Origin of the sequence: Bradyrhizobium sp. CCBAU 21365 (genome assembly GCF_015291305.1) — a bacterium.
Taxonomy (GTDB): domain Bacteria; phylum Pseudomonadota; class Alphaproteobacteria; order Rhizobiales; family Xanthobacteraceae; genus Bradyrhizobium; species Bradyrhizobium elkanii.
Window position 1 is genome coordinate 6,235,671 of record NZ_CP030036.1, and the last position, 26,266, is coordinate 6,261,936.

At 66.3% G+C, this 26,266-nt stretch carries 19 protein-coding genes; 7 read left to right on the forward strand and 12 right to left on the reverse strand.

The window, feature by feature from the left end; translation table 11 throughout:
• Positions 1 to 138: 138 nt before the first annotated feature.
• Entirely contained in the window at positions 139 to 1,530 is a 1,392-nt protein-coding gene (locus XI02_RS29450) for an MFS transporter (protein ID WP_244981143.1), read from the reverse strand.
• A 618-nt stretch (positions 1,531 to 2,148) separates the two neighbouring features.
• Here XI02_RS29450 and XI02_RS29455 point away from each other — a divergent pair.
• The 3 genes from XI02_RS29455 (at position 2,149) to XI02_RS29465 (ending at position 6,374) form a co-directional block, all read left to right on the forward strand.
• Entirely contained in the window at positions 2,149 to 3,219 is a 1,071-nt protein-coding gene (locus XI02_RS29455; RefSeq protein WP_075969254.1) for a YbhN family protein, read from the forward strand.
• 103 nt (positions 3,220 to 3,322) lie between these two features.
• Positions 3,323 to 5,290, forward strand: coding sequence for a hypothetical protein (locus tag XI02_RS29460; protein ID WP_075969255.1), 1,968 nt, complete (start codon positions 3,323 to 3,325; stop codon positions 5,288 to 5,290).
• 144 nt (positions 5,291 to 5,434) lie between these two features.
• Positions 5,435 to 6,374, forward strand: a protein-coding gene (locus XI02_RS29465; RefSeq protein WP_370143117.1) for an IS630 family transposase whose coding sequence is annotated in 2 segments (ribosomal slippage) — positions 5,435 to 5,770 and positions 5,772 to 6,374 — 939 coding nt in all. Because the reading frame shifts where the segments join, the coding sequence is not laid out codon by codon here.
• A 127-nt stretch (positions 6,375 to 6,501) separates the two neighbouring features.
• Here the strand turns inward: XI02_RS29465 and XI02_RS29470 are convergent.
• Entirely contained in the window at positions 6,502 to 7,068 is a 567-nt protein-coding gene (locus XI02_RS29470; protein WP_026193022.1) for a DUF2147 domain-containing protein, read from the reverse strand.
• 127 nt (positions 7,069 to 7,195) lie between these two features.
• Complete coding sequence (locus XI02_RS29475) at positions 7,196 to 8,224, reverse strand: NAD(P)/FAD-dependent oxidoreductase (RefSeq protein ID WP_016841527.1); 1,029 nt, start codon at positions 8,222 to 8,224, stop codon at positions 7,196 to 7,198.
• 164 nt (positions 8,225 to 8,388) lie between these two features.
• On the opposite strand from XI02_RS29475, the gene XI02_RS29480 reads away from it, so the two are divergent.
• Positions 8,389 to 8,850 carry a thioesterase family protein gene (locus XI02_RS29480; protein ID WP_038374068.1) on the forward strand — a complete coding sequence of 154 codons (462 nt, stop codon included), beginning with the start codon at positions 8,389 to 8,391 and terminating at the stop codon, positions 8,848 to 8,850.
• 7 nt (positions 8,851 to 8,857) lie between these two features.
• On the opposite strand, the gene XI02_RS29485 is transcribed toward XI02_RS29480, so the two are convergent.
• Together XI02_RS29485 and XI02_RS29490 are read right to left on the reverse strand one after the other, a co-directional pair.
• Positions 8,858 to 9,178 (reverse strand): 2Fe-2S iron-sulfur cluster-binding protein, encoded by a 321-nt coding sequence (locus tag XI02_RS29485; RefSeq protein ID WP_016841525.1) that lies wholly within the window; start codon positions 9,176 to 9,178, stop codon positions 8,858 to 8,860.
• Between the two features lie 141 nt (positions 9,179 to 9,319).
• On the reverse strand, positions 9,320 to 9,697 hold the full coding sequence (locus XI02_RS29490; RefSeq protein WP_016841524.1) for an Hpt domain-containing protein: 378 nt from the start codon (positions 9,695 to 9,697) through the stop codon (positions 9,320 to 9,322).
• 380 nt (positions 9,698 to 10,077) lie between these two features.
• Here XI02_RS29490 and XI02_RS29495 point away from each other — a divergent pair, with 380 nt between their 5' ends.
• Positions 10,078 to 16,098 (forward strand): negative regulator of septation ring formation, encoded by a 6,021-nt coding sequence (locus XI02_RS29495; RefSeq protein ID WP_179077276.1) that lies wholly within the window; start codon positions 10,078 to 10,080, stop codon positions 16,096 to 16,098.
• 289 nt (positions 16,099 to 16,387) lie between these two features.
• On the opposite strand, the gene XI02_RS29500 is transcribed toward XI02_RS29495, so the two are convergent.
• From XI02_RS29500 to XI02_RS29510, 3 genes are all read right to left on the reverse strand, one after another.
• Positions 16,388 to 17,254 carry an MlaD family protein gene (locus tag XI02_RS29500; protein WP_018272595.1) on the reverse strand — a complete coding sequence of 289 codons (867 nt, stop codon included), beginning with the start codon at positions 17,252 to 17,254 and terminating at the stop codon, positions 16,388 to 16,390.
• Positions 17,255 to 17,373: 119 nt separating this feature from the next.
• Positions 17,374 to 18,144, reverse strand: a complete 771-nt coding sequence (locus XI02_RS29505) for an ABC transporter ATP-binding protein (protein ID WP_028338275.1) — start codon at positions 18,142 to 18,144, stop codon at positions 17,374 to 17,376.
• A 2-nt stretch (positions 18,145 to 18,146) separates the two neighbouring features.
• Complete coding sequence (locus tag XI02_RS29510; protein ID WP_038380720.1) at positions 18,147 to 19,280, reverse strand: ABC transporter permease; 1,134 nt, start codon at positions 19,278 to 19,280, stop codon at positions 18,147 to 18,149.
• A 141-nt stretch (positions 19,281 to 19,421) separates the two neighbouring features.
• On the opposite strand from XI02_RS29510, the gene dgcA reads away from it, so the two are divergent.
• On the forward strand, positions 19,422 to 20,423 hold the full coding sequence (dgcA, locus tag XI02_RS29515; protein ID WP_016841244.1) for an N-acetyl-D-Glu racemase DgcA: 1,002 nt from the start codon (positions 19,422 to 19,424) through the stop codon (positions 20,421 to 20,423).
• Positions 20,424 to 20,448: 25 nt separating this feature from the next.
• Here dgcA and XI02_RS29520 read toward each other — a convergent pair whose 3' ends face one another.
• Positions 20,449 to 21,651 (reverse strand): MFS transporter, encoded by a 1,203-nt coding sequence (locus XI02_RS29520; RefSeq protein WP_016841245.1) that lies wholly within the window; start codon positions 21,649 to 21,651, stop codon positions 20,449 to 20,451.
• Between the two features lie 75 nt (positions 21,652 to 21,726).
• Here XI02_RS29520 and XI02_RS29525 point away from each other — a divergent pair, with 75 nt between their 5' ends.
• On the forward strand, positions 21,727 to 23,022 hold the full coding sequence (locus XI02_RS29525) for a hypothetical protein (RefSeq protein ID WP_172647662.1): 1,296 nt from the start codon (positions 21,727 to 21,729) through the stop codon (positions 23,020 to 23,022).
• Positions 23,023 to 23,162: 140 nt separating this feature from the next.
• Here the strand turns inward: XI02_RS29525 and XI02_RS29530 are convergent, their stop codons facing one another.
• From XI02_RS29530 to XI02_RS29540, 3 genes are read right to left on the reverse strand one after another with little or no spacing between them, the layout of a single operon-like run.
• On the reverse strand, positions 23,163 to 24,152 hold the full coding sequence (locus XI02_RS29530; protein ID WP_016841247.1) for a threonine/serine dehydratase: 990 nt from the start codon (positions 24,150 to 24,152) through the stop codon (positions 23,163 to 23,165).
• Positions 24,153 to 24,208: 56 nt separating this feature from the next.
• Positions 24,209 to 25,300 (reverse strand): glycosyltransferase family 1 protein, encoded by a 1,092-nt coding sequence (locus XI02_RS29535; RefSeq protein ID WP_172647661.1) that lies wholly within the window; start codon positions 25,298 to 25,300, stop codon positions 24,209 to 24,211.
• Positions 25,297 to 26,109: a UDP-2,3-diacylglucosamine diphosphatase gene (locus XI02_RS29540; RefSeq protein ID WP_050994092.1), complete on the reverse strand. Its 813-nt coding sequence runs from the start codon at positions 26,107 to 26,109 to the stop codon at positions 25,297 to 25,299. Before XI02_RS29540 ends, XI02_RS29535 begins: the two co-directional genes overlap by 4 nt.
• Positions 26,110 to 26,266: the final 157 nt, after the last annotated feature.

Here is a 26,266-nt window from a genome sequence, read left to right on the forward strand (position 1 = left end):
CCTTTATGGACCTATAAGAACAGACGCATTCGTGTACGAACGGTAACCGCAATGCAGCAAGGTTCCACGCATGGTGAAGAAGCCTTGAATGCAGGCGATCGGGTCAAGGCGAGCGGAGATCCCTCGCCGCAGTTCGTCTCAACGCCGGGCCTCTGACCATGAACCGATCCAGATCAGCGCAGCGGCCGCCAGCAACACGCCGGCGGAGATGACGAGCGCCGCATGCAGGCCGGCGATGAAGGCCGCGGACCGGCTGACCATCGAGCCGAACAGCGCGACACCGAGCACGCTGCCGGTCTGCCGGGTCGCGTTCAGCACCCCTGCCGCGATGCCGGCATGCTGCGGCTCGGCACTGCCGAGCAGCGCCGATGTCAGCGGCGGCACCAGCAGGCCGAGGCCGCCGCTCATGGCCAGCAGCTGCAGGCAGATTGCGAGATAGCTCGTGCCGGGGCCGATCAACAGCAGCGCCAGGCATCCGGCGGCCGAGAGCGCGGCGCCGAGCGCGATTGTCGCCGGCGCGCCGATCCGCTCCGCGACGTGCGGCGCGATCAGGTTGGCGGGCAGCACGGCGCCGAGCATCGGCACGAACGCCAAGCCGGTGGCGAGCGCCGACAGCCCGTTGACCTGCTGGAAGTAGAGGCTGAGCACGAAGATCAGGCCGTAGAACGCGACATTGACCAGGAGGCCGACCAGCGAGGTCAGGGCAAACATCCGGTGGCGGAACAGCGAGAGCGGCAGCATCGGCTGCGGCGCGCGCGCCTCACGCCAGACGAACAGCACGGAGAAGACGGCGGCGAGAGCGAAGCCTGCGATCACGAACGGGCTGCCCCAGCCGAGCGCGCCGCCCTCGATCAGCGCGCCGGCGAGCGTGCCGAGCGCGGCGATCGCCGCGACCTGACCCGGCAGATCGAGCCGGTGCTGCTGATGCCGCGCGGTTTCACCGGCAAAGCGCCAGGCGAGCCACAGGCCGGCGAGGCCGATCGGCAGGTTGACCAGAAAGATCGCGCGCCAGCCGACCAGCGCGATCAGTCCGCCGCCGACGAACGGGCCGGCGGTCAGCGCAAGGCTCGCGCCCGCGGCCCAGACCCCGACTGCGCGTCCCCGTGCCTGCTCGTCTTCATAGGCATGGCGGAGCAGCGCCAGCGAGTTCGGCACCAGAATGGCCGCGGCCAGCCCCTGCACGCAGCGGGCGGCGATCAGCGTCGCCGCATCAGGCGCGAACGCGCAGCCAACCGATGCCGCGGTGAAGATCGCAAACCCGGCCATGAAGATGCGCTTGGCGCCGATCCGGTCGCCGAGCGCGCCCGCGGTCAGGATGAAGGCCGCAAAGGCAATCGTATAGGCGCTGACCACCCATTGCAGTTCGGCAACGCCGCCGCCGAGCGAGGCGCCGATCGCATTGAGCGCCGTGTTGACGATGGTGACGTCGAGCTGCACGACGCCATAGCCGAGACTCATCGCAGCGAGCGTCAACGTCGCTCCGAGCCCGCTCGACTGCTGATGCGACGCTGCGCGCCGGTCCGGCGGCATGTGCCGGACGTTCAGGGATGTCTGTTGCATGGTCTTGTCCTTGCTCTCGGCAACCAATGCGAGACATAGGCCTTCGTTGCGCCGCAACACTTCGCCATCGATCGAAGTGTGGAGTCGCATGCCTGGCCGGCCTGCCCGACGGCGGCCCGCTCGCGCGGCGTTTTGCCTCAATAGACCTACGGACCGCCCTCGCGCGCCTCACTTGGCCCCGAGCGCAGGGCGGATCATGCGCAAGCGCCTGTCGACTTCACACTTTGGTAAACGCCACAGCGGGCCCAGGCGTCCCCAGGCTGATGCATATCGTCTATTCGCCTCGCGCCAACGAACCCGCATCGACGCCGGGACGGCCCCAAAATCGGCAAAAAGGCCGACGAAACCGCCTGGAACGGCGGAACACGTAGCGGCCCCGTCGCTGTCCTGCGACTCACATTCCGCAGAGCGAGAACATATGTAGCCAATATGACAATGACGCTGGACGAGGGCCGAAGCTTGGCTTGTCAAGGGCTGCACAACGCATCGGTTTTGCCTTATGGGTCATCGCGTACGGTGCGTTTGCCCGTCACCCGTCGCCGTCCGTGACCGGGTCCCACTGAAATTGCCGCCCCGCCGGGAGGATGAATGCTTCGGCTGCTGACCACGCTTGGGCGTGGTTTCAAGGAAAAGATCGGCTGGAAACGGCTCGGGATCGCCGCGAGTGTGTTGATCATCGCGTTCGCGATCACGTCGCTTGTTCACACCCTGAAGGGCGTCGATACCGGCATCATTCTCACCGCGCTCACCAACATCGCGCCGCATCGGATCGCGCTCGCGGCGCTCTGCGTGGTCGGGGCGTTCTGCACGCTGACCTTCTACGACTTCTTCGCGCTGCGCACGATCGGCAAGATCCATGTCCCCTACCGCATCGCAGCGCTGTCGAGCTTCACCAGCTACACGATCGGCCACAATATCGGCGCCACGGTCTTCACCGGCGGCGCGATCCGCTTCCGGATCTATTCCGATTACGGCCTCTCCGCGATCGACGTCGCCAAGATCTGCTTTCTGTCGGGCCTGACCTTCTGGCTCGGCAATTTGTTCGTGCTCGGCTTCGGCATGGCCTGGCACCCGGCGGCGGCGTCGGCGATGGACCTGCTGCCGCCGGCGATGAACCGGCTGATCGCGCTCGGCTGCCTTGCCGGCATCGGGGCCTATTTCGTCTGGCTCCTGACCGGCGAGAAGCGCCGCGAGCTCGGCCAGAACGGCTGGAAGGTGGTGCTGCCCTCGGCCAAGCTGACGCTGTTGCAGATCCTGATCGGCGTGGTCGATCTCGGCTTCTGCGCGCTCGCAATGTACCTGCTGATGCCGACCGAGCCGCATATCGACTTCGTCTCGCTGGCGGTCGTGTTCATCCTGGCGACGCTGCTCGGCTTCGCCAGCCACGCCCCCGGCTCGATCGGCGTGTTCGACGCCGCGATGCTGGTGGCGCTGCCGGAGTTCAGCAAGGAACAATTGCTGGCGACGCTGGTCGTGTTCCGCATCCTCTACTTTCTGATCCCGTTCGGGATTTCGATCTCGATCATGGGCATGCGCGAGCTCTGGCTCAACGTGGTGCAGCCCTGGCAAGAGCGGAAACGACTAAGCCAAGCCTGCACGGCTTCGGCGACCGTGCGGCAACCGATCGAAAGCCGGCGGGTCAGGCAGCTGAAACGGTAACAGGCAAGGTTATCGGCCCTCGTGCGGGCCGCTCGATCCCGGATTTTCGATCCTCGCAGCCGCTTCTCTTATTTTCGCCGTACCGCTCGCGTCAAACCGCGCCATGATTGGCTTTTTGGTTCGATTTTCGTTTCGGGTGACGGTCTGCAGCGTGCTGCTCGGCAGCGCGCTGGCCGCGGTATTCGCATCGGCCGCGGACGCGCAGGACAATCAGCTGCAGATCTCCTGGGAGGTCCGCAACCGCTTCCGCCTGTTCCGCGAGGAACGCGACTTCCGCCTGCATGTCGAAAGCGGGCTTGGCCGCACCGTGCTGGCCTCGGAACAGGCGCTGGAACTGCAAAGCGACGGCCGCGGCTGGGCGCGCAACACCGTGAACCGGCTCTGCATCGACCTGCAGGGCCGCGTCAGCGAGCCCTGCACGCGCGACAACGTCAAGGAAAGCTATCTGACGCCGATCGATCATCCGATCGTCGTGCGGCTCACCGGACCGGTTCCGGTCGGCGCGACCTGCGCCTGGTCGTTCGACGACGGCGACGGGCCGCAATCCTCGACATTCGATTGCGCCGAGCCGGTCAATCTGCGCGTCCGCTACGGCCGCACCACGGTCGCGACCGTCGACGTCGCGAGCGGCTCGGACGCCAACCAGCGCGTGACGACGCCGATCGAGGTGCGCGACTTGCTGATTGCGGGCCTCGGCGACAGCATCGCATCCGGCGAGGGCAATCCCGACCGCGCGATTGCGCTCTCCGACGAGGGGTTCTGCTTCCGCTCCTATCTCGGCGGGGCGCAATATTACCGGCCGAGCCGCGCCGGCTACAAAGGCGGCCGCGCCTGCGAAGCACCGGACACCCTGACCAACTGGCAGCGCCAGAGCGCGCTGTGGCTCAACTCGGCCTGTCACCGGTCGCTGTACAGCTACCAGACCCGCACGGCGCTCGCGCTCGCCGTGCAATATCCGCACACCGCGGTGACCTATCTGCCGCTGGCCTGCACCGGCGCCACCATCGCCGACGGCCTGCTCGGCTCGCAGCAGGCGCGCGAATGCCTGCCGACGAAGACAGCCAACACCTGCTCGGGCACCGTCAACGGCCAGATCGCGGAGTTGCGCACCGCACTCGCCGCCGCCAAGCGCCGTCAGCCCGACCGCACCCTCGACCTCGTGCTGCTGTCGATCGGCGCCAACGACATCTATTTCTCCGGCCTCGTCGCCAACGTGATCGTCGACACGCCGACCGAGCGCACGCTGTTCAGCCGCGGCGGCTCGATGGCCAGCGTCGACGATGCCCGTTCGGCGCTGGCGCGCGACCTGCCGGCCGATTTTGCCAAGCTGCGCGATGCGCTGAAGCCGCTGGTCGGCGGCGATCTCTCGCACGTGATCTACACGGCCTATGCCAATCCGGCGCTGGCCAATGGCGGGGCGCCCTGCCCCGGCGGCCGCGCCGGCTTCGAGATCCATCCCTCGTTCAACGCGGATCCCAACCGCCTCGCGTCGGTCTCGAGCTTCGTGCAGAACGAGTTCCTGCCGCAGCTCAAGGCGATCGCGCAGTGCCAGTCCGGCATCATCTGCCGCAATCCGCAGGCCGACCGCATGACCTTCGTCGATGCGCATCAGGACGCGTTTGCGAGCCATGGCTTCTGCGCACGCGCGTCGACCGATCCGGAATTCGACCGCGATTGCTTCGCCGCCAATGGCGACAGCTTCGTGTCGGACATCGTCGCCGCGGCCAACCAGCCGCTCAAATGCGGCCGCAGCGCCGGCGAATACCGCGCCTATCTGCCGCGCGCGCGCTGGATCCGCGACGCCAACGACAGCTACTTCACGGCGATGACCTACCCGCAGGGCCTGCCATCCTCGATGCAGCCAAGCGACATCCACGACGCGACATGGGGCATCCTGTCGGCGGTGTATGGCGGCGCGGTGCATCCGAGCGCCGAAGGCCATGCGGCGATGGCCGATGCCGCGGTCCCCGCGGCCGCCACCGTGCTGCAGTTGAACACCGCCGTGCCGGAAGTGATTTCCGAGCCGGTCGCGCCATTGCCGATGCCGATTGCACCAATGGGACAGCGCTGAACGCTCACGCTGCCACGCAAGAGCGGAGCGTGAGCAGATCGGAGCGTTAGCTAAAGCGGGATGGGGTTAGGTTGAATCGATTTGGGATTCCCAAATCAGTGTATTTCTGATTCACCATGCTGGCTGGATCGGAGGCCAGCATGGATGGGGAAGCCTTACTCTCTGGATCTTCGCAAGCGTGTCGTGTCCGCGATCGAGGGCGGGATGTCGCGCAATCGGGCCGCCAAGCAGTTTGGGGTGGCGATCAGCACTGCCATCGGCTGGATGCAGCGGGTCGAGGAGACCGGCAGCGTTGAGCCTGGCCAGATGGGCGGTCACAAGCCGAAGGCGGTTTCGGGAGACCACGCAGTCTGGCTGTCGCAGCGGATCAAAGACGGCGATTTCACCATACGGGGGCTCGTTGCCGAACTTGCCGGACGCGGCCTGAAGGTCGACTACCATTCGGTGTGGGACTTCGTGCATGCCGAGAAGCTCAGCTTCAAAAAAAAGCGTGGCGGCTGGCGAACGCGATCGACCCGAGGTCGCGCGGCGGCGAGCCCAGTGGACAAAATATCAAGGTCGCGTCGAAGTTGAACGGCTGGTCTTCATCGACGAGACCTGGACCAGGACTGATATGGCGCCCTTGCGAGGATGGGCGCCGCGCGGGCGCAGACTTCACGCCAAGGTTCCCCACGGCCGCTGGAAGACCATGACCTTCCTGGCGGCCCTGCGCCATGACCGCATCGATGCGCCATGGTTCATCGAGGGGCCGATCGATGGCGTGAGCTTTCGTACCTATGTCGAGAAGGTTCTTCTGCCCGTCCTTCGACCCGGCGATATCGTCATCTTGGACAACCTCGGCAGCCACCGGAGCAAAGCAGTTCGCCAACTCATCCGTTCGGTCGGCGCCAAACTCTTCTTCCTGCCAAAATACTCGCCCGACCTGAACCCGATCGAACAGGTCTTTGCCAAGCTCAAGCACCTCGTCCGAAAGGCAGCCGCGCGAACCGTCGACGCGGTCTGCGCCGCAATCGGCCTCGCACTCGATGCCTTCACCTCCGAGGAATGTGCCAACTACCTCAAAAACTCAGGCTATCGAACTTAATGCCATCACGCTTTAGAGCGTTTTCGAGCGAAGTGGATACCGGTTCGCGTGAAGAAAACGCGTCAAAACAAGAATCTAGAGCCCCGTTCCGATTCCATCGGAACGGGAAAAGCTCTGGAGAGAAGTGTTAGTGCCGCTTCGTCGCGGGCACCGGCGCCGCCGGCTTCGCCACCGCGGCTTGCGCCGGCAGGTATTTGGCGACGATCGCGGGATCGAGCTGGGCCACCGCGGTGTCAGGCAGCCGGGTCCAGACCTCATCCTTGCCGAACAGCGAGATGCCGAGAAAGCCGCGCATCGTCAGCGTCTGACCATCGGCGCTCAACGTCATCTTGGCCTTGTAGACCTTGCCGTTGCGTGGATCGAGCACGTTGCCGCCTTCATAGGCGAGCCCGTTGCGCTTCATGTCGCGGATGAGGGGAATGCCGAGCCACGGCATGTCCTTGCGATCGTCGGTGCATTTCGAGCAGACCGGATTGGGCGGATCGCCGGGCGACGAAAACATCTTTGCGATCATGCCTTCGAACAGACCATTGCGCTCGATCACCAGGAACCAGCCCTCGGGCTTGCCGTCTTCGACCTTTTGCCACAGGCCGGCAGCCGACGGGTCGGCCGCCGAGGCCGCGAGCGGAGCAGCTAGCGCAAAGGCCGTGGCGATCGCGAGGATCAGCCGAAGTCTGGATAGCGTGTTCCGCATCATCATCACCTGATCAATCGACCAACTCGACTACAAGCAGACTACGGCCATTTCACGGAGTGTTCCAGTACTCGCGCCGCGCAGGAAATGGCCCATGCCCCTGGCATTGGTCTCCGCTCGAGTGGAATCAGTTCACCCCAAGCTTCTTCTGCAAACTCGATGACGAGGTTGTGTACTGGAACACCAGCCGCTTGTCCGGATACACGTAGCGGTGCGCCTTCTGCGCCATCAGCGCACCCTCGTGGAAGCCGGAGAGAATAAGCTTGAGCTTGCCCGGATAGGTGTTGATGTCGCCGATCGCGAAGATACCTGACACGTTGGTCTCGAACGCCGCGGTGTCGACCGGCACCAGATTGTTCTCCAGCGCCACGCCCCAGTTCGCGACCGGACCGAGCTTCATGGTGAGCCCGAAGAACGGCAGCATCGTATCGCAGGCGATCGTCGAGACCGCATTGTCGTTGCCCTTGAGTGCGGCGCCCGAGAGCTGTCCGTTGGCGCCTTCGAGCCCCGTGACCTGGCCGATCTTCAGATCCATCTTGCCGTCGGCAACGAGCGCACGCATCTGCTCGACGCTGTGCGGCGCCGCGCGGAAATCGTCACGCCGGTGCAGCAGCGTGATGCGCTGGGCGATCGGATGCAGATTGAGCGTCCAGTCGAGCGCGGAGTCGCCGCCGCCGACGATCAGGATGTTCTTGTCGCGGAACTGCTCCATCTTGCGCACGGCATAAAACACCGACGTACCTTCATAGGCCTCGATGCCCGGCACCGGCGGGCGCTTCGGCTGGAACGAGCCGCCACCGGCCGAGATCACGACGACCTTGCACTCGAACTCCTTGCCGGCATCGGTCTTCACGCGGAACAGGGGATCGCCGATCTTCTCGATGCTCTCCACCATCTCGTTGAGATGGAAGGTCGGATTGAACGGCTTGATCTGCTCCAGCAACTGGTCGGTGAGGCCCTGGCCGGTGACGAAGGGAATTCCGGGAATGTCGTAGATCGGCTTCTCGGGATAGAGCTCGGCACACTGCCCGCCGATCTTGTCGAGGATGTCGACCAGATGCACCTTCATGTCGAGCAGGCCCAGTTCGAACACGGCGAACAGTCCGCAGGGGCCCGCGCCAATAATCAGCACATCGGTCTTGATCGCTTCGCTCATGTCCGCTTCTTTTCAGTTGAAATCGACTGGACGGCTTTTTCGCCTGTCCAGCCAAGTGGGCCGGATCGCGACATGCATAATAGGGACAGCGGCTGGCGCGGCAACCCCTTGCCGAGCCTGCGCAACTCGGCTGTATGGGCGGGAAACCGACGGAGATCCCCCTCGTGAATGCCCCTGTCCGTGCTGACGATGTGCCGCGCCTGGAAGACTTTCCCTACCGCCTGTCCGACAATGTGCGCTTTGCCGATCTCGACCCCAACGGGCACGTCAACAACGCCGTCTATGCGAGCTATTTTGAAACCGGCCGCGTCACGCTGGTGAAGGACCGCAGCATGGGGCTGATGCCGGCGGGGCTCGGCTGGATCATGGTGCGCCTCGACATCCATTTCCGCGCCGAGCTGCACTGGCCGGGTCAGATCGAGCTCGGGCTCGGTCTCGTCAAGTTTGGACGCACATCGACCACCTTCGACCAGGTGGTGTTTTCGGAAGGCAGGTGCGTGGCGTCGGCGAAGGCGGTCACGGTGATGATCGATGAGGCCACGCGCAGGCCGACGCCGCTGCCGGCGGAGGTCAAGCAGAACTTCCGCCGCTGGATCCGTCGCGGTGTGAATCCGGACGGCGAATGAAAGAATCTTAGGCCTGCCGCTCCGGCGTCGACACGACCAGTCCGTCGAGATCGTCGGTCACCTTGATCTGGCAGGACAGCCGCGAATTCGGACGCACGTCGAAGCCGAAATCCAGCATGTCCTCTTCCATCGGCGACGGCGCGCCGACCTTCTCGCGCCAGGCTTCATCGACATAGACATGGCAGGTCGCACAGGCGCAGGCGCCGCCGCATTCGGCTTCAATGCCGGGAATGGCGTTGCGGATCGCGCCTTCCATCACCGTCGCGCCGTTCTCGATGTCAACTGTGCGTTTCTCGCCGGAATGGTCGATAAAGTGGATTTTGGCCATGATTGCTCGTGCTGCCGGAATGCGCCGGACGATGGATGGAAAGGTCCCGGGCAGTCGTATAACGGGTCGATCCGCACAGCGCTAGCGCGGAGACCGAAAACCTGCCCGCCGGTTGGGACGCGCCGCCGAGACGCCGGACGCCTAGGAGCGGCCCAGGATCAGCTCGATCGCCGTGCGCGCCTCGGCAATCGCGGCGCCGAGCGCGGCAAGCGGCTGGGCCGCATCGGAACCGCCGGTCAGCGCGGTCTCCAGCTGGGCCGCAGCCTCGGCGACGCCGAAGGCGCCGATCGCCCGCGCCGATCCTTTCAGGGTGTGGGCGTGGGTCGCGGCCTCGGGCGGCAAGGCGGCCAGTTCACCGAGGATCCGGGCCGACTGGGCCGAGAACATGGCCAGCACTTCCCGCTCGAGACCCGGATCGCCCAGCGTCATGCGCTGAAGATGATCGACGTCGATCGGCCCGGCGCCGGGCGCCAGCGGCGGCGATTGCGTCCATTCGACCCGTTCGAGATGAAGCGGCATGGCCAGTCCCTGTCGTCTCCGCCGGACCCTCGCCGGCGGATCGTTGGCCCAGCCAATCACGAAACTGGTTAACGGATTGTTGTCGGGATGATCGGCAAAACCGCCCGATTCTGGACAATTTCTGGACACAATCGACGCGCTACGGCCGGAATTTCGAGTACCCATAAGGCCTTATGGCGCAAAGCTGTTAACGATGATTAAGAAAGTATTAATCGCAAGCATTTCATTCGCATCGCTCTCCCAATAGGATGTTTGCGGATGTAGCGGACAAGCCGCCCAGGGGGGCGCTTGCCTCCGCTTGTGGGCACCGGCTTCGAGCTTGCGTGGGGACGATCGCAGGCTCGCCGACGCGTAAAATAGTGAGAGGGCTCAGACTGAACATGGCGAACACTCCCAAGAAGGTCAAAGATCCCACCGAAGTCGCGCTTTCTGCTATCCAGGAAGCCCTCAACATCAGCGAACAGGGCGCGGAGAATCGCAGCCCCCTCAACGAAGGCGCCGCGCCGCCGAACCTGCCGCCGCCCGCGGCCGATTTTTCAGCCGCATCGTTCGAGTCCCGTCCGAACAATACCGATCGTTCGGCGTTCGAGCCGATCGAAGAACCGCGCGCGCCGCGCCGCGCCGCCAACGACGATCGCGAAACCATCGGCCAGATGCTGCAGACGCTGCAGGGAGGACGCGCGCGCAACGCCTTCACGCTGTTCTTTGTCTGCTCCGGCGCCTGGCTGCTGGGCGGCGTGATTCTCACCGTCGCGTTCTGGCCGGCCCTGCAGGCCTCGATGGCCCAGGGCACCGGCGTCCTGGTGCTCGCCGGCCTTGCCGCGCTGTTCGCCGTGCCGATCCTGCTGTTCTACTATCTCGCCAGCCTCGCCTCGCACGGTCAGCGCATGCAGATGATCGCGCAATCGATGGCGCAGGTCGCGATGCGCTTCTCCGAGCCGGAAAACGCCGCCGCCGATTCCATGGTGACGGTCGGCCAGGCGATCCGCCGCGAGGTCGCGGCGATGGGCGATGGCGTCGAGCGCGCGATCGCGCGCGCCGGCGAACTCGAGACCCTCGTTGCCAACGAGGTCGCGGCGCTGGAACGCGCCTATTCCGACAACGAGGTGCGCATCCGCGCGCTGCTGCAGGACATCGCCCACCAGCGCGACAATCTGGTCGGCCAGGCCGAGCAGGTGCGCAGCGCGATCTCCGGCGTGCAGATCGACCTGCGCCACGACATCGCGCTGATCTCGGACGCGATCGCCTCGCGCGTCGACGAGGTCGCCAAGAGCATCACCGGCGCGCTGGAAGAGCGCGGCCAGCACATCACGACCGCGCTGAGCCATGCCGGCGACAACATGATCCTCGCGCTCGGCGAGCGCGGCGGCGACCTGCTCGACCGCCTCGAGGAAGCCAGCGCCGAGACCACGCGCGCGGTGATGGATGCCTCCGAGCGGCTGACCACCAGCCTCAACTTCAAGACCGGCCACGTCCACGACGAGTTCGTCGATCTGGCCGATCGCGTCCACGAGCTGCTGAACGAGCGCATCGACCGCATCACCGGCGAGTTCGAGCAGCGTTCGTCCGTCATCGTCGACGGCATCTCCGACCGCACCGAAGAGGTCCACGATTCCCTGAAGAACTCCGCGGACTCGCTGCTGCTCGAGCTCGAGCTGCGCAGCAACGACCTCGTCAGCAAGATCGACGACGCCGGCAACCGCCTCGCCGGCCAGATCCTGACGTCCGGCGACAAGGCGAGCGAGGCGCTCGACGTCACCGTCAACTCGCTGGTCGCCAAGGTGGTGGGCCAGACCGAGACCGCGCACGACTCGCTGTCGCTGCAGATGAGCGCGTTCGACGACCTGGTGAAGAACCATGGCAGCGAGCTCGCCGAGAAATTCGCCCGCGACTCCGGCACGCTCGGCGCGCTGATCACCCGCCACATCTCGGAATTCGACCGCACGGTGAAGACCTTCGGCGGCGACATCGTCGAGCGCATGGGCCAGCGGACCCAGGACATCGCCGACAGCCTGAAGACCTATGTCGACACCTTCGACCATCGTGTCACCACCAACAGCGGCGAGATCACCGCCTCGCTCGACCAGCGCCTGCTGCAGTTCGAGACCACGCTCGGCAGCCGCGTCACCAATCTCGACGCCTCGCTGACCGACAAGCTGTCGTCGTTCGACAGTTCGCTTGCCAGCAAGATCGGCTCGTTCGACGGCCGTCTGCAATCGCTCGATGATGCGATCGACGGCCGCATGAAGTCCCTCGAAGTCACCTTCGAGAGCCGCGCCAAGTCGGTCACCGAGACCATCGACGGCCATCTCGGCACGCTCGCGACCCAGCTGACCGACGGCGCCTCCCAGGCGATCCAGTCGATCGACTCGCGGCTTGGCCTGCTCACCACCACCCTGACCGAAGGCACCGTGCAGGCGATCGCCGCGGTCGACCATCGCATCAACGGCGTCACCGAGACCATCGACGGCCACAGCGTCCGCCTGGTCGACACCCTCAACGGCCACAGCACCCGCCTCGCCGACACCATCAATGGTCACAGCGCGAGCCTGACCGACACCATCTCGGCGCGCTTCGCCGACATCCAGCAGGGCATCGAGAGCCGCGTCGGCGTCATCGCCGGCGACATCGACACCCGCGTCGCGCAGTTCGAGGACCTCCTGGGTTCGCGCGTCGAGGCCGTCGCCGGCCGCATCGAGAGCAGCGGCCGCCAGGCGAGCGATGACCTGATGTCCCGCGCCGAGCTGTTGTCGTCGAGCATCAAGTCCCATGTCGAGGACGCCGAGCGCTCGCTGACCAACCTCGTGGTCAACACCAGCGAAACCATCCAGACCGGCGCGCGCACCGCGCAGCAGGCGCTGCTCACGGTGTCCGCGGACGTCGGCAACCAGCTCAAGCTGAGCTCGGCCGAGGTCGAGAGCGTGCTGACCGCCGTCGGTACCAGCGCCGCCAACTCGATCCTCACCAGTGCCCGCGACGCCCAGGTGTCGCTGGTCTCGGCCTCCGGCGACGTCGCCTCGCAGATCAAGGCGCTGTCCGAGGATGTCGAGCGCACGCTGCAGGCGGCCGGCAGCGCCACCGCAGCTTCCGTGCTGTCCGGCGCCCGCGACGCGCAGACCACGCTGGTCAGCGCCTCGGTCGAGGCCGCAAGCCAGGTCAAGTCGCTGGCCACCGATGTCGAGCAGTCGCTGTCGATGGCCGGCTCTGCCGCCGCCGAGGCGATCATGACCGGTGCCCGCGAGGCCCAGACCACGCTGATCTCGACGTCGACCGACGTCACCGGCCAGGTCAAGTCGCTCGCCAGCGACGTCGAGCGTTCGCTCTCGATGGCCGGCACCGCGACCGCGGAAGCCGTCGTCGCCTCCGCTCGCGAGGCCCAGAGCACGCTTACCGGTGCATCCACCGAAGCCGCCAACCTGGTCCGCACGCTCGCGGCCGAGGTGCAGCACTCGCTCTCGACCGCCGGCACCGCCACCGCGGAATCCATCGTCGCCTCCGCCCGCGAAGCCCAGAGCACGCTGGCCGGCGCGTCGACCGACGCCACCAATCTGGTGCGCACGCTGTCGGCCGACATCGAGCGCTCGCTGTCGATGGCGGGCTCCGCCACCGCGGAAGCCGTCGTCGCCTCCGCTCGCGAGGCCCAGAGCACGCTGGCCGGCGCGTCGACCGACGCGGCCAATCTGGTCCGCACGCTGTCGGCCGACATCGAGCGCTCGCTGTCGATGGCGGGCTCCGCCACCGCGGAAGCCGTTGTCGCTTCCGCCCGCGAGGCCCAGAGCACACTGGCCGGCGCATCCACCGAGGCCACCGATCTGGTCCGCTCGCTGGCGGCCGATATGGAACGTTCGCTGTCGATGGCCGGCTCCGCCACCGCGGAATCGATCACATCAGGTGCGCGTGAGGCCCAGAGCACCCTGGTCAACGCGTCGACCGAGGCTGCGACCAAGGTGTCGGCGCTTGCCGCCGACATCCAGCGTGCGCTGTCGATGGCCGGCTCCGGCACCGTCGAGATGCTGACGGCCGGCGCCCGCGAGGCGCAGAACACCCTCGTCACCGCGTCGACGGAAGCAGCCAACCACGTCAAGTCGCTGGCCGTCGATGTCGAGCGCACCCTGACCTCGGTCGGCACCAACACCGCGCAGGCGATCCTCGGCAGCGCCCGCGATGCCCAGAGCTCGTTCGTGGCAACCTCCAGCGAGGCCGCAAGCCAGATCCGCGAGATCTCCGCCGAGATCGAGCGCTCGCTGACCACAGCCAGCGCGGAGACTGCGCAGACCATCCTGGGCAGCGCCCGCGAGGCCCAGAGCTCGTTTGCGGCGACCTCCGCCGATGCCGCCGCCCAGATCCGCACGCTCTCGACCGATATCGAGCGCGCGCTGGGTGCGGTCACGGCCAAGACCACCGACAACATCCAGACCTCGGCGCAGAACGCCCAGGCCGCGCTGATCACCATGTCCAACGAGGTCTCGACCAAGGTCAAGACGACCTCCGCCGACATCGAGCGTTCGGTGCTGTCGGCCTCCAGCGCCTTCGGCTCGGCGATGACCGGCAAGACCGACGAGATCGTCACCTATGTGCAGCAGCAGACCGAGCGTCTGTCGCAGATGGTCGACGGCCGCCGCGGCTCGCTGGTCGAGGCGCTGACCGCCAAGACCACGCAGCTGTCGAGCGACATGGATCGCGCCACCGCGGACGCGCTGAAGGCGATCGAAACCCGCGGCCTCGCCTTCTCGCAGTCGATGTCGGCCCACGGCAGCGATGTCGCGCGCAACATCACCACGGCCGGCGATCAGGCGACCGGCGCGGTGGCGAAGTCGCTCAAGGAGCTCGAGCAGGCCTCGCGCGCGGCGATCGACCAGTCGCGCCAGGTCTCGATCTCGGCCGTCACGGAGATGCAGGAGACCAGCAAGATCCTGCGCACCGATACGGTCGCGCTGTTCGAGCGGCTGCGCGAAGGCAACATCCTCTTGCAGGAAGTGTTGACCGGCGCCCACGACAACCTCAACTCGCTGGAGCGCGCGCTGGTGACCCGCGTGGCCGACTTCGTGTCCGCCATGAACGACGTCACCTCGCGCAACGGCGTGGCAACCCAGACGCTGGAAGACCAGCTCACGGTGTTCAACAGCAAGACCGGCAAGGCGCTGGAAGATCTCGGCGCGCTGTCGAGCCAGTTCGAGACCCATGGCAAGGCGCTGATCGATGCGGCTGCCGTGGTCGAGCAGGCCAACCGCTCGACGACGGCCTCCGTCAGCGAGCGCAAGTCGGCGCTGGAAGCGCTGGTCACGACCATCGACCTTCGCACCACCGATCTCGACCAGCGGCTGTCGCGCTTCACCGGGCTGCTCGATGAATCGCTCGGAGCGGCCGAGGAACGTGCCCGCGACATCGCCCGCGTGGTGGCGGAGACCGCAGGCGCCGGTTCGGCTGCGATCAGCAGGCAGTTCGAGGCGGTGCGCCAGGCAGCCGAGAACGAGCGTCAGCAGACCGTAGACGCCATGAACGACCTCTACCAGCAGAGCAATGCCGAGACCGATGCGATGTTCAAGGAATCGACGGAGAAATTCTCCGCGATGGTCACGGCGATGAAGCAGATGGCGAGCGAGATGCACAACGAGCTCGAGGCCACCCGCAACGAGCTGCGCCGCGGCGTGCTCGAGATGCCGCAGGAGGCGGCCGAGAACACCGCGCAGATGCGCAAGGTGATCGTCGACCAGATCGAGGCGCTGGCCGAGCTGAACCGCATCGTCGCTCATCACGGCCGCGGACTCGACGTGGTCTCAACCAACCGCGCCAGCGTTCGCCACGAGGAGCCGGTGATGGCTGCCGGCGGCGGCCGCGGCGATGTGCGCATGCGGGACAATGGCAACAGCGCCTCGACGCTGCCGCCGCCGGATCTCGGCATGGCGAGCTCGCGCCGCACCGAGGCCCCGCCGGTCAGCCCGGCTGAACCCAACAACAACGGCGACGGCTGGCTGTCCGACCTGCTCAACCGCAGCGACGCGCCGCCGCCCGCCCCGCAGAGCCGCGACGCCCAGCAGCGCCCGCGTCCGCAGCAGCAGCCGGTCAATCCGCTGGAGTCGCTGTCGCTCGACATCGGCCGGCTGATGGACCGCACGCTTGCGGCCGAGATGTGGGATCGCTACCAGCGCGGCGAGAACAAGGCGTTCTCCAAGCGCCTCTACACGCCGGCCGGCCAGAAGGCCTTCGATGAGGTGGCCCGCAAGTACCGCTCCGACCGCGGCTTCAAGCAGACGGTCGACCGCTACATCGCGGAGTTCGAGCGCCTGCTCGACGAAGTCGCCCGCGACGGCCGCGGCCAGCAGGAGCTGAGCAGCCACCTGACCTCGGAGACCGGGCTGGTCTACACCCTGCTCGCGCACGCCGCGGGCCGGCTGGGATAAGCTGCGAAGTAAGCGAATAGTGAGTAGCGAATAGCGAATGGAAAACGGAGACCGAAAGGTCTCCGTTTTTGTTTTGGGCTCGGAATTGGATTCGCAGTCGGCCGGCTCAGCCGCGGTCACGCGAATGCAACGAGCCGTAGCCCGGATGGAGCGCAGCGAAATCCGGGGCAGTGCCGCGGCGGAGTTGACCCCGGATTGCGCTTCGCTCCATCCGGGCTACGAGTTGCTTCGCTCGCAATGACGGATCCGCTCAGGAGCGAACCCTATTCGCTATTCGCCCACTACGTCACTACTGCCGCCGCCGCGGCCCGGGTGCCGCCGGAGCCGGCGCGGGCTCGGGTGCGGCGTTGTTGCTGCCGCCGAAGATCACCCGGCTCGGGTTGCGGTCGAAATTGTTCACCGCGCGGCTGATGTCGGACAGCGTCCTGCGACCGTCGTTGATCAGGAGATTGGAGCGCTTGTCGAGATCCTCGGCGAGCTCGCGGATCGACTTCACCATCAGGTTCAGCTCGCTGCCATTGTTGCCGCCCGCGATCGCATTGAGGCCCAGCATCAGGCTGTCGGCCTTGCCCATCACGCCGTCGACCTTGAGCATGACGTTGTCGATCTTCTCGGAATTGCGCGCCAGCGCCTGGGTGAAGACCTCGAGATTCTTCAGCGAATTCTTCACCGACTGCTGATTGTCGGCGACGATGCGGTTGACGTTTTGCAGGGTGGCGCGGATCGCCTCGGTGACGTCCTGCAGCGCATTCGGGTCGGCGGTCAGAACCGGGATGCCGTCCTCGTCCAGCGGCACCGGCGGGGCGGCCTCCTCGCCGCCCTTAAGCGAAATCGCGGCGACGCCGGTGAGCCCCTGGAACTCGAGACCGACCAGGGTGTCCTTGCGGAGCGGTGCGTTGTTCTCGATCATCGCCAGCGCGACCACGCGTCGCGGGTTGTCGAGCTTCACGGAGACCACTTCCCCTATCCGAATACCGTTAAAATTGACATTGCCGCCGTTGCGCAGGCCTGACGCCGGCCCTTCGAAGATCACCCGCAAGGGGCTGCGCTGCTTGGTGGTGTGGAGGCTCTGGAACCACAGCACGAAGCCGAACGCGGCGGCGATCACCGCCAGCGTGAAAGCCCCGATCAAGACGTAGTTCGCCCGCGTTTCCATCAATTACTCGCGTTAATCACTCTTGGGCCCTCGCGCAGCCGGCTGCGCTCGAACCCGTCGAATTCCCTGTTGGCGCATGATCTCGTCCGAAAATCGGCTCCAGGTTTCGGGATCATGGGCTAGGCCACAACGGCACGGGCGCGCTTGCCGTTGAAATATTGCTGCAGCCATGGATGCTGCGATGCCTTCATGTCGGCGATCGATCCTGCAGCAATGATCTTACCGTTCCCTAAAACGGCGATACGGTCGCACGCGGTGTAAAGACTGTCGAGATCGTGCGTTACCATGAAAACGGTCAGCCCCAAAGTGCGCTGCAGGGTGCGCACCAGCTCGTCAAACTCGCCGGCGCCGATCGGATCGAGACCCGAGGTCGGCTCGTCGAGAAACACGAGTTCTGGATCGAGCGCGAGTGCCCGCGCCAGCGCGACGCGCTTGATCATGCCGCCCGACAATTCCGACGGATAACGATCGGCGACTTCCGGCTTCAGCCCGACCATCACGAGTTTCGCCACCATGATCTCGTCGAGCAGCCGCTGCGAGACGCGCAGATACTCGCGCGCCGGAAACTGGATGTTCTGGCGCACCGTGAGCGAGGAGAACAGCGCGCCCTGCTGGAACAGGATGCCCCAGCGGCGCTCGACGGCACGGCGCTGCGAGGTGCTCGCGGCGTCGAGATCGACGCCGAACACTTCGATGCGGCCGGCGACCTTCGGCACGAGCCCGATGATGGTGCGCGTCAGCACCGACTTGCCGGCGCCCGAGGGCCCGACGAAGCCGAGGATCTCGCCGCGCCTGACGTCGAGGTTGAGGCCGTCGAGCACCCGCGTGTTGCCGAATTGAACCGTGATGTCGCGGACCCGGATGATGGCGTCGTTGTCCTCTTCCGCCATGATCACATCCCGATCGAGGCGAAGAAGATCGCGAACACGCCGTCCATCACGATCACGAAGAAGATTCCTTTCACCACCGATGCGGTGGTGTGCTGTCCGAGCGACTCCGCCGAACCCTGTACCGCCAGGCCTTCGACGCAGGCGACGATACCGATCACCGCCGCCATGACCGGCGCCTTGACCATGCCGACGATGAAATGGTCGATCGATATGGCATCACGAAGGCGGAGCAGGAAGGCCTCCGGATCGACGCCGCCATAGAGCCAGGCCACCAGGCCGCCGCCATAGAGCGCGGCCATCGCGCCGAGAAAGGCCAGGATCGGCAGCGCCAGCACCAGCGCCAGCATGCGCGGCAGGATCAGGACCTCGATCGGATCGAAGCCCATGGTGCGCAGCGCGTCGATCTCCTCGCGCATCTTCATCGAGCCGAGCTCGGCGGTATAGGCGGAGCCGGAACGGCCCGCGACCATGATCGCGACCAAGAGCACGCCGATCTCGCGCAGCACCAGGACGCCCAGCATGTCGACGACGAAGATGTCGGCGCCGAACCTGCGGAAATGGAAGATGCCCTGCTGCGAGATGATGCAGCCGATCAGGAAGGTGATCAGCACCACGATCGGCACCGCGCGCCAGCACACCTGCTCGAGGTGATGCACCGTCGAGGTCAGGCGGAAGCTGCGCGGATGGATCAGCACCTTGCCGGAGGCCGCCAGCACCGCGCCGAGCATGTCGACGAGGCCGATGATCGTGCCGCCGATCCCGGCCACGGTGCGCCCGATCTGCTCGAGCATGCCTGATATCGACAGCGGGTCGCTGACCACCCTGGGCGCGGGACCGACGCGGCGGACCTCGTCGACCAGGCTGGAATAATTGGCCGACAGGCCGGCGATCTCGGCTTCCGCGCTGGCGTCGCTGAGGCTGCGGCGCAGCCGCTCGATCAGCCAGGCGCCGAAGGTGTCGAGGCTCGCGACCTGCGACACGTCGATGAAAATGTGCGGCCGGCTCCCGCGCAGCTTCTCCGCGTCGGAGACGATCCGCTCGAGCGCAGGGGCAAAGCGGGCGGTCCAGTTGCCCGCCGCACACAACGCCAGTCCTTCGCCTTGGGCTATCCGCTCCAGTGTCGGGTCGCCGCTCACCTTTTGCCTACCCCTCAAGCCGGCTGGCTGCCGCTAACGCTGATCTCCGGCGTTGCCGGATCGGCTTGTCGAATCTGCCGCTAACCAGCCATAGTTGGCTGCGCGTCGCAAGCCACGGTTCAGGAAATAGTAGACTTTAAAATGACTTCCACCCCATCCGGAGCGATTTCCCTGACCGGTCGGATCGAGCGCTGGCCGATCGCGGGGACCTTCACGATCAGCCGCGGCGCCAAGACCGAGGCCATCGTGGTGGTCGCCGAGGTAAGCCAGGGCGGCCTCATTGGCCGCGGCGAATGCGTGCCCTACCCGCGCTATGGCGAAACGCCCGAGGCGACGCTGCTGGCGATCCAGGCGATGCAGGCGCCGCTCGCCGGCGGCATGGACCGCATCCCCTTGCAGGAGCGGATGCCCGCCGGCGCCGCCCGCAATGCGCTGGATTGCGCGCTGGCGGACCTTGAGGCCAAACGCGCCGGCAAACGGATCTGGAACCTGCTCGGCCGGCCCGCGCCGGAGCCGCGCACCACCGCCTATACGATCTCGCTCGGGACGCCCGAGGCGATGGCGGAGGCCACCGCGAAGGCTGCGCATCGTCAGTTGCTCAAGATCAAGCTCGGCGGCGATGGCGACGGCGCACGGATCGCCGCCGTGCGCAAGGCGGCGCCTCGATCCGAGCTGATCGTCGATGCCAACGAAGCCTGGACCGAGGATAACCTCGCCGCCAACCTCGCGGCCTGCGCCGATGCCGGCGTCACCCTGATCGAGCAGCCGCTGCCGGCGGGCAAGGACGAGGCGCTGGCGCGGATCCCGCGCCCGGTTGCGGTCTGCGCCGACGAGAGCGTGCACGACCGTGGCTCGCTTGCCGGCCTGCGCGGCCGCTATGACGCCGTCAACATCAAGCTCGACAAGACCGGCGGCCTGACCGAAGCGCTGGCGATGGCGGATGCCGCCCGTGCGCTCGGCTTCGAGATCATGATCGGCTGCATGGTCGCGACCTCGCTCGCGATGGCACCGGCGATGCTGATCGCGCAGCAGGCCCGCTTCGTCGACCTCGACGGCCCGCTGCTGCTGGCCAGGGACCGCGACCACGGCCTGCGCTACGAGGGCAGCCTGGTCCATCCGCCCGACGCCGCGCTCTGGGGCTAACCGGCTCTCTTGTTGACGCGTTTTCCTAGCGCGAACCGGTCCCCACTTCGCTTGAAAACGCTATGAAGCGCTTGCGCGCCAGCCACATCACGAGCCCGCCCGTGGCCGCCATTGCGGCCATCATGTCGTAGACGCCGAGCCCGAAGCGCGCATAGACCATGCCGCTGACGATCGCGGTGGTGCTCGCGACAATGCCGCCGCAGGCGGTGAGATAGCCTTGCGCGCGCGCCATCACGTGAACCGGCACGTGATGCACCATCAGGCCCATGATGCCGACCTGCGTCAGGCCGAAGCTCAGCCCATGTCCGAGCTGGACCACGGCAAGCACCGCAAGCGGCGGGTCCTGCGCGGTGATCGCCCAGCGCGCCGCGGCACTGGAGGCTGCGATCATCACCAGCACCGCCGACGGCAGCGTGAAGCGCGGCGAGGCCGCAAACAGCACGATCTCGGCGATCACGCCGAGCACCCAGAGACACGCGATCGTCAGGCCGCTGAAGCCGGCCTGCTGCCAGGCAATCGATGCGAAGATGTAATAGGCGCCGTGGCTGCCCTGGATCAGCGCCGAGGATACGATGATGGCGAGGAAGGTGGGATTGCGCAGCAGTTTTGGCGCGCCGGCCGCAGGTGTGACGGCTGCCACTCGGCGGCCCAGCGGCCGCAGCGTCAACCCGACCAGCGCGCCGAGCACCGTCACGGCCGTGATGATCCAGATCAGGTCGACCTCCGCGACATAGCGGAGCAGGAAGCCGCTCAGCAGCGCGCAGACCGCGAAGGCGGCCGAGCCCCAGAGCCGCAGCGGTCCGTAGCTGAGGCCGAATTGCCTGACGCCGCGCAGCGCATAGGCGTCGGTGAGCGGCACCATCGGCGTCCAGACGCAGCAGGTCAGCGCATAGATCGCCAGCAGCACGAACGGCTGGCGCTGGGTGCCGATCACGGCAAAGCCGAACGCCGTGGCGAATCCGGTGGCGATGATCGCCCCGCGCAGCATCTGGCGCCGTTCCGCCGCCGCGGTGACCAGCGGCAGCACGGTGAAGCGCGTCACCGGCGGCACCGCGGTAATGATGCCGATCCAGGTGGCGTCGATGCCGATCGCCTTCAGCCACACCGTGAAAAACGGCAGGTGAACCCCGGTCATGCCGAACAGCGTGGCGTAGAATGCCGCGAGTCGGTTCGCGAATCGCCGCGATGCAACCTTTGCTGCAATGGGGATTTGTGATTCGGAAGACATCAATTCAATTGCGATTCGCGCGATATCGTGGTGATCGTTAGCGTAACGCGCAGTGATTTGCGCGGAGAGATTGTGATGGCCGAAGAAGCATTCGCCCTGTCGCCGATATCCGCCCGCGCGGCCCTGCCGAGCGAGGAGGACTATGCCGCGATCAGCGCGGCCTTCATGGAGACTTCGCGGGGCCGCTGGTTCCTCGGCGAATACGCCAAGCGCAACCGCAATGCCGATACCCGCATGGTGCTCGATGCGGTGGTGCGGATCGAGGAAAGCCTCAGCGCGCAGCGGCAAGCCGCCGCAGCGGCGATCAGGGACGAGCAGCTGGCGCAGGCGCTGGCCGCCCTGCGCGGCGCAATCGAAGCCGCCCAGGCCTCGGCCATGGCCGCGCTCGACGGCATCAGCTTCGAGCAGAGCCTCGCGCCGGTGCGCAAGGGCGTGCGGGTGATCAGGGAGATCTCCTGGCGGTTGCGCGAGATCGGCAATGACGGCCGGATCTGCGACATCATCGATTCGCAGGTCAGCGCGATCGAGGCCGGCGCCGCCGAGGTCTCGATGGACGATGCCAAGGCCGTGCTGGATGCCGGCTTCGCTGCGCTGGCCCGCCGCCTGAGCGAGTTCGATCCGGACAAGGCGGCGACGCCTGCGGCCGAGCCTGATGTGGCCGAGGCGCCGGTTGCGGAGCCGCCGGCAGCGGCCGCCGCGCCGCCACCGGTGGCTGAAAGTGCAGCCCCCGATATGGCCGCCACGCCGCCAGCGCCGCCTCAGGAAGCCGCTGCGACGCCGAACGTCGAAGCCGCGATTCCCGGCACCGAGGCCGCTACGGCCGTCATGCCACAGCCGAGCGAAGCCTGGATCAAGGCTGAAGCCGCACTGACCGAAGCCGAGGCCGCAGAGCTCGCCCGCGTCAGCGACGAAGCGGCGGCCGACGCCCATGACGAGGCGGTGCTCGACCTGATCGCGATGGAGATGGGTGCGCCCGATCCGATCGACGAAGAGGCGATCGCAGAGGAAATGCGCGCCGCCGAGGAGATGCGCATCGCGGAAGCGATGGGCGTCGCCGAGGCGATGGCGGTCGAGCCGGAAATGGTTGCGCCGGCCATTCAGCCCGAGCCGGCGCCCGCGCCGACGGTCGAGGTCAGGGCCGAAGTCAAGATCGAGCCGTCACCGCTGGCCGCAGCGCCGATTGCCGAAACTCTGGTGATGCCGCCGCCTCTCCCGCCCACCGTTGAGGCTGCTGCTCCCGCAGCGGAGATCTCACTCGGCTCGACGATCATCGCCAGCGGTCTTCTGAAAAGGCCAAGCGTCGCGGCCAACGATCCACTCGCGCCGATCCGCCGCATGAGCCAGGCCGAGAAGATCGCGTTCTTCTCGTAACCTCGACTTTTCATATCCGGTCATTGCCGGGCTTGACCCGCGCAAGACGACTGGCGCGCGAAGCATTCATGTCCCGTGGGCCTGCACACGCAACGTGAGCCAGCTCATGTACCGCGGCAGCATCTGTGCCTAACCCGGCGTCAGGCAACGAGTTTCGCGAACAGGTCGGCGTCGACATTGCCGCCCGACAGCACGATAACGACGTTCTTGCCCTTGGCATCGATCCGCCCGGCAAGCAGCGCGGCGAGCCCGACCGCGCCGCCGGGCTCGACCACGAGCTTCAGCTCGCGATAGGCGAAGGCAACGGCGGCGCCGACTTCGTCATCGGTGGCGTTGACGCCATTTGCGAGCAGCTTGCTGTTGATGGCGAAGGTCAGTTCGCCCGGCATCATCGCCATCAGCGCATCGCAGATGGTCCGCGCCGCGACTGGATGCGCCTCGCGATGCCCGACCTTGAGCGACAGAGCGTGATCGTCATAGCCCGCGGGCTCGGCGACGATCACCTGGGCCTGCGGATATTTCGCCTTCACCGCGGTTGCGACGCCGGCGATCAATCCGCCGCCCGAAGCCGGCGCGACCACGATGTCGGGCGTCAGCCCGAGCGCAGCCATGTCTTCGGCGATCTCGCGGCCGGCGGTGCCCTGGCCCGCGATCACGAAGGGATCGTCGTAGGGGCGCACCAAGGTCGCGCCGCGCTTGCCGGCAATGCCGTTGGCGATCGCCTCGCGGTCGTCGCGATCGCGGTCGTAGAGCACGACTTCGGCGCCATAGGATTTGGTGCGCTCGCGCTTGGTGATCGGCGAGTCCGCAGGCATCACGATGGTCGCCTGCATGTTGAGGATCTTGGCCGCCGCGGCGACGCCCTGGGCGTGGTTGCCCGAGGAGAACGCGACGACGCCGCCGCTCCGCTTGTCCTGCGGGATCGAGGCGAGCTTGTTGAAGGCGCCGCGAAACTTGAACGATCCGGTCCGCTGCAGCATTTCGGGCTTGAGGAAAACCTGGCTGCCGACGCGTTCGTTGAGAACGGGGAAGGTCAGGAGCGGCGTGCGCACCGCGAACGGCGCAACCACCCTTGCGGCAGCATCGATGTCCGCGGCAGCGACGGGTGGATTGAGAACGGTGTCCGTCATTCGCGATTTGTATCGCGGCGACGGGCTGGCGGGCAAGACGCTTTAGCGTGACCTGACTAGCGTGAGTTCGGCTGAGGTGCCGGCAGGACGGCGAAATGGTGCTCTTCGGCACCGAATTCGAACGCCTCCCCCTCGCCATCCGGCGGCGCGGGACGGACGTTCATGCAACGGTCGATGAACACCCGGGCCGACGCCTGCCAGGTGTGGAGCGCGGCAAAATCGACGCAGGCCTGCCGCGGGATGCTGAGCGCCTCGAGGCAGGCATGGCGCAGATCCTCGTCGAGCACACCGACCGGCGCCGCGCCGATCACGTCGCGGGGACCGGTGACCGGAAAAGCGGCAACCGGCAGGCCGCTCGCCAACGCTTCAAGCAGCACCAGACCGAACGTATCGGTCCGGCTCGGGAAAACGAACACATCGGCCGCGGCGTAGATCTCAGCCAATTCTTCCCCATGGCGGGCGCCGAGGAACACGGCGTCCGGATATTTCCGCTCCAGCGCCGCCCGCGCCGGGCCGTCGCCGACCACGACCTTGGTTCCCGGCAAATCGAGCTCGAGGAAGGTCTCCAGATTCTTCTCCACCGCCACCCGGCCGACGCTGAGATAGACCGGCTGCGGCAGGCAGAGATCGACGTCGCGCGGATGGAACAGCGCGGTATCGACGCCGCGCGACCACAGCACCACGTTGCGGAAGCCGCGCTGGCGCAACTCGGCTGCCAGCGCCGGGGTCGCCGCCATCACCGCCCGGCTCGGCCTGTGGAACCAGCGCAGCGCGCGCCACACCCAGGCTTCCGGGACCGGCGTCCGCGCCGAGACGTATTCGGGGAAGCGGGTATGGAAGCTCGTCGTGAACGGCAGGCCGCGCTTGCGGCAATAGCGGCGCACCGCAAGCCCGATCGGGCCCTCGGTCGCGATATGGATGCTGTCGGGCCTCGCCGCCTCGATCAGACTTGCGACCTTGGCCCGGTACGGCAGCGCCAGCCGGAGATCGCGATAGCTCGGCATCGCGAAGGTGCGGAACTCGTCCGGCGTCAGGAAGCTCACCTCGACGCCGAGCGATTTCGCCGCCTGTGCCATCATGGTCAGCGTGCGGACAACCCCGTTGACCTGGGGATGCCACGCATCGGTCGCGACCAGGATATGCGTCATGCAGCGCGTGCCGTCACTCGCGGAGCTGGCGCGATCCGGCGCACCGGGTCGGTCCAGCTGATGATCTCGAAATGGCCGTCCTCGTGCTCGGCGAGCGCGGTGCAGCTCTCCACCCAGTCGCCGCAATTCATGTAGCGGATGCCGTGCTCGTCATGAATCGTCGCGTAGTGGATGTGGCCGCAGATCACGCCGTCGCAGCCGTGGCGCCGCGCCTCGCCGGCAAGCGTCGCCTCGAACGCGCCGATATAGTTCACCGCCTTCTTGACCTTCAGCTTGGCCCATTGCGACAGCGACCAGTACGGCACGCCGAACATCTTGCGGAAGAAGTTGACGAAGCGATTCATCTGGATCGCGAAGTCGTAGGCCTTGTCGCCAAGATGGGCGAGCCAGCGCGCGTTCTGCACCACGAGGTCGAAGATGTCGCCGTGGATCACGAGGTAGCGCTTGCCGTCGGCACCGGTGTGAACGGTGTTCTCCACCACGTCGATGCCGCCGAAATGCGTGCCGTAATATTTGCGCAGGAACTCGTCGTGGTTGCCCGGGACGTAGATCACCTTGGCGCCCTTGCGCGCCTTGCGCAGCATCTTCTGCACGAAATCGTTATGGGTCTGCGGCCAGTACCAGTTCGACTTCAGCGCCCAGCCGTCGACGATATCACCAACGAGGTAGATCGTGTCGGCATCGTGAGAGCGGAGGAAGTCCAGCAGGCGGTCGGCTTGCGAACCGCGGGCTCCGAGATGGACATCGGAGATAAACAAAGTGCGAAAGTGCCGCTCTGGACTTTCTTCACTCAAGGAGTCACTTCCCATGCCTGTGCACCTAACAGATTCCTGTGACAAGGCGATGACGATCCCCGTGACCCAAAGCCCCACAAACAGTTAACGAGAATCAGCAGTACGCCCCTGCCCTGCGGATAACAGCAGCGTGCGACAATCTGGCGACATCGGCGGTCGCGGCTGTGTGGAA

Coding starts and splice junctions, on each gene's coding strand:
- XI02_RS29460 (WP_075969255.1), top strand. CDS start 3,323: ATGATTGGCTTTTTGGTTCGATTTTCGTTTCGGGTGACGGTCTGCAGC.
- XI02_RS29490 (WP_016841524.1), bottom strand. CDS start 9,697: ATGCCGCTTCATCTCGAACGGGTCGAATGGACGCAATCGCCGCCGCTG.
- XI02_RS29505 (WP_028338275.1), bottom strand. CDS start 18,144: ATGGCGGAAGAGGACAACGACGCCATCATCCGGGTCCGCGACATCACG.
- XI02_RS29485 (WP_016841525.1), bottom strand. CDS start 9,178: ATGGCCAAAATCCACTTTATCGACCATTCCGGCGAGAAACGCACAGTT.
- XI02_RS29470 (WP_026193022.1), bottom strand. CDS start 7,068: ATGCGGAACACGCTATCCAGACTTCGGCTGATCCTCGCGATCGCCACG.
- XI02_RS29455 (WP_075969254.1), top strand. CDS start 2,149: ATGCTTCGGCTGCTGACCACGCTTGGGCGTGGTTTCAAGGAAAAGATC.
- XI02_RS29540 (WP_050994092.1), bottom strand. CDS start 26,109: ATGGGAAGTGACTCCTTGAGTGAAGAAAGTCCAGAGCGGCACTTTCGC.
- XI02_RS29475 (WP_016841527.1), bottom strand. CDS start 8,224: ATGAGCGAAGCGATCAAGACCGATGTGCTGATTATTGGCGCGGGCCCC.
- XI02_RS29450 (WP_244981143.1), bottom strand. CDS start 1,530: ATGCCGCCGGACCGGCGCGCAGCGTCGCATCAGCAGTCGAGCGGGCTC.
- XI02_RS29530 (WP_016841247.1), bottom strand. CDS start 24,152: ATGACGGACACCGTTCTCAATCCACCCGTCGCTGCCGCGGACATCGAT.
- XI02_RS29520 (WP_016841245.1), bottom strand. CDS start 21,651: ATGTCTTCCGAATCACAAATCCCCATTGCAGCAAAGGTTGCATCGCGG.
- XI02_RS29495 (WP_179077276.1), top strand. CDS start 10,078: ATGGCGAACACTCCCAAGAAGGTCAAAGATCCCACCGAAGTCGCGCTT.
- dgcA (WP_016841244.1), top strand. CDS start 19,422: ATGACTTCCACCCCATCCGGAGCGATTTCCCTGACCGGTCGGATCGAG.
- XI02_RS29525 (WP_172647662.1), top strand. CDS start 21,727: ATGGCCGAAGAAGCATTCGCCCTGTCGCCGATATCCGCCCGCGCGGCC.
- XI02_RS29535 (WP_172647661.1), bottom strand. CDS start 25,300: ATGACGCATATCCTGGTCGCGACCGATGCGTGGCATCCCCAGGTCAAC.
- XI02_RS29500 (WP_018272595.1), bottom strand. CDS start 17,254: ATGGAAACGCGGGCGAACTACGTCTTGATCGGGGCTTTCACGCTGGCG.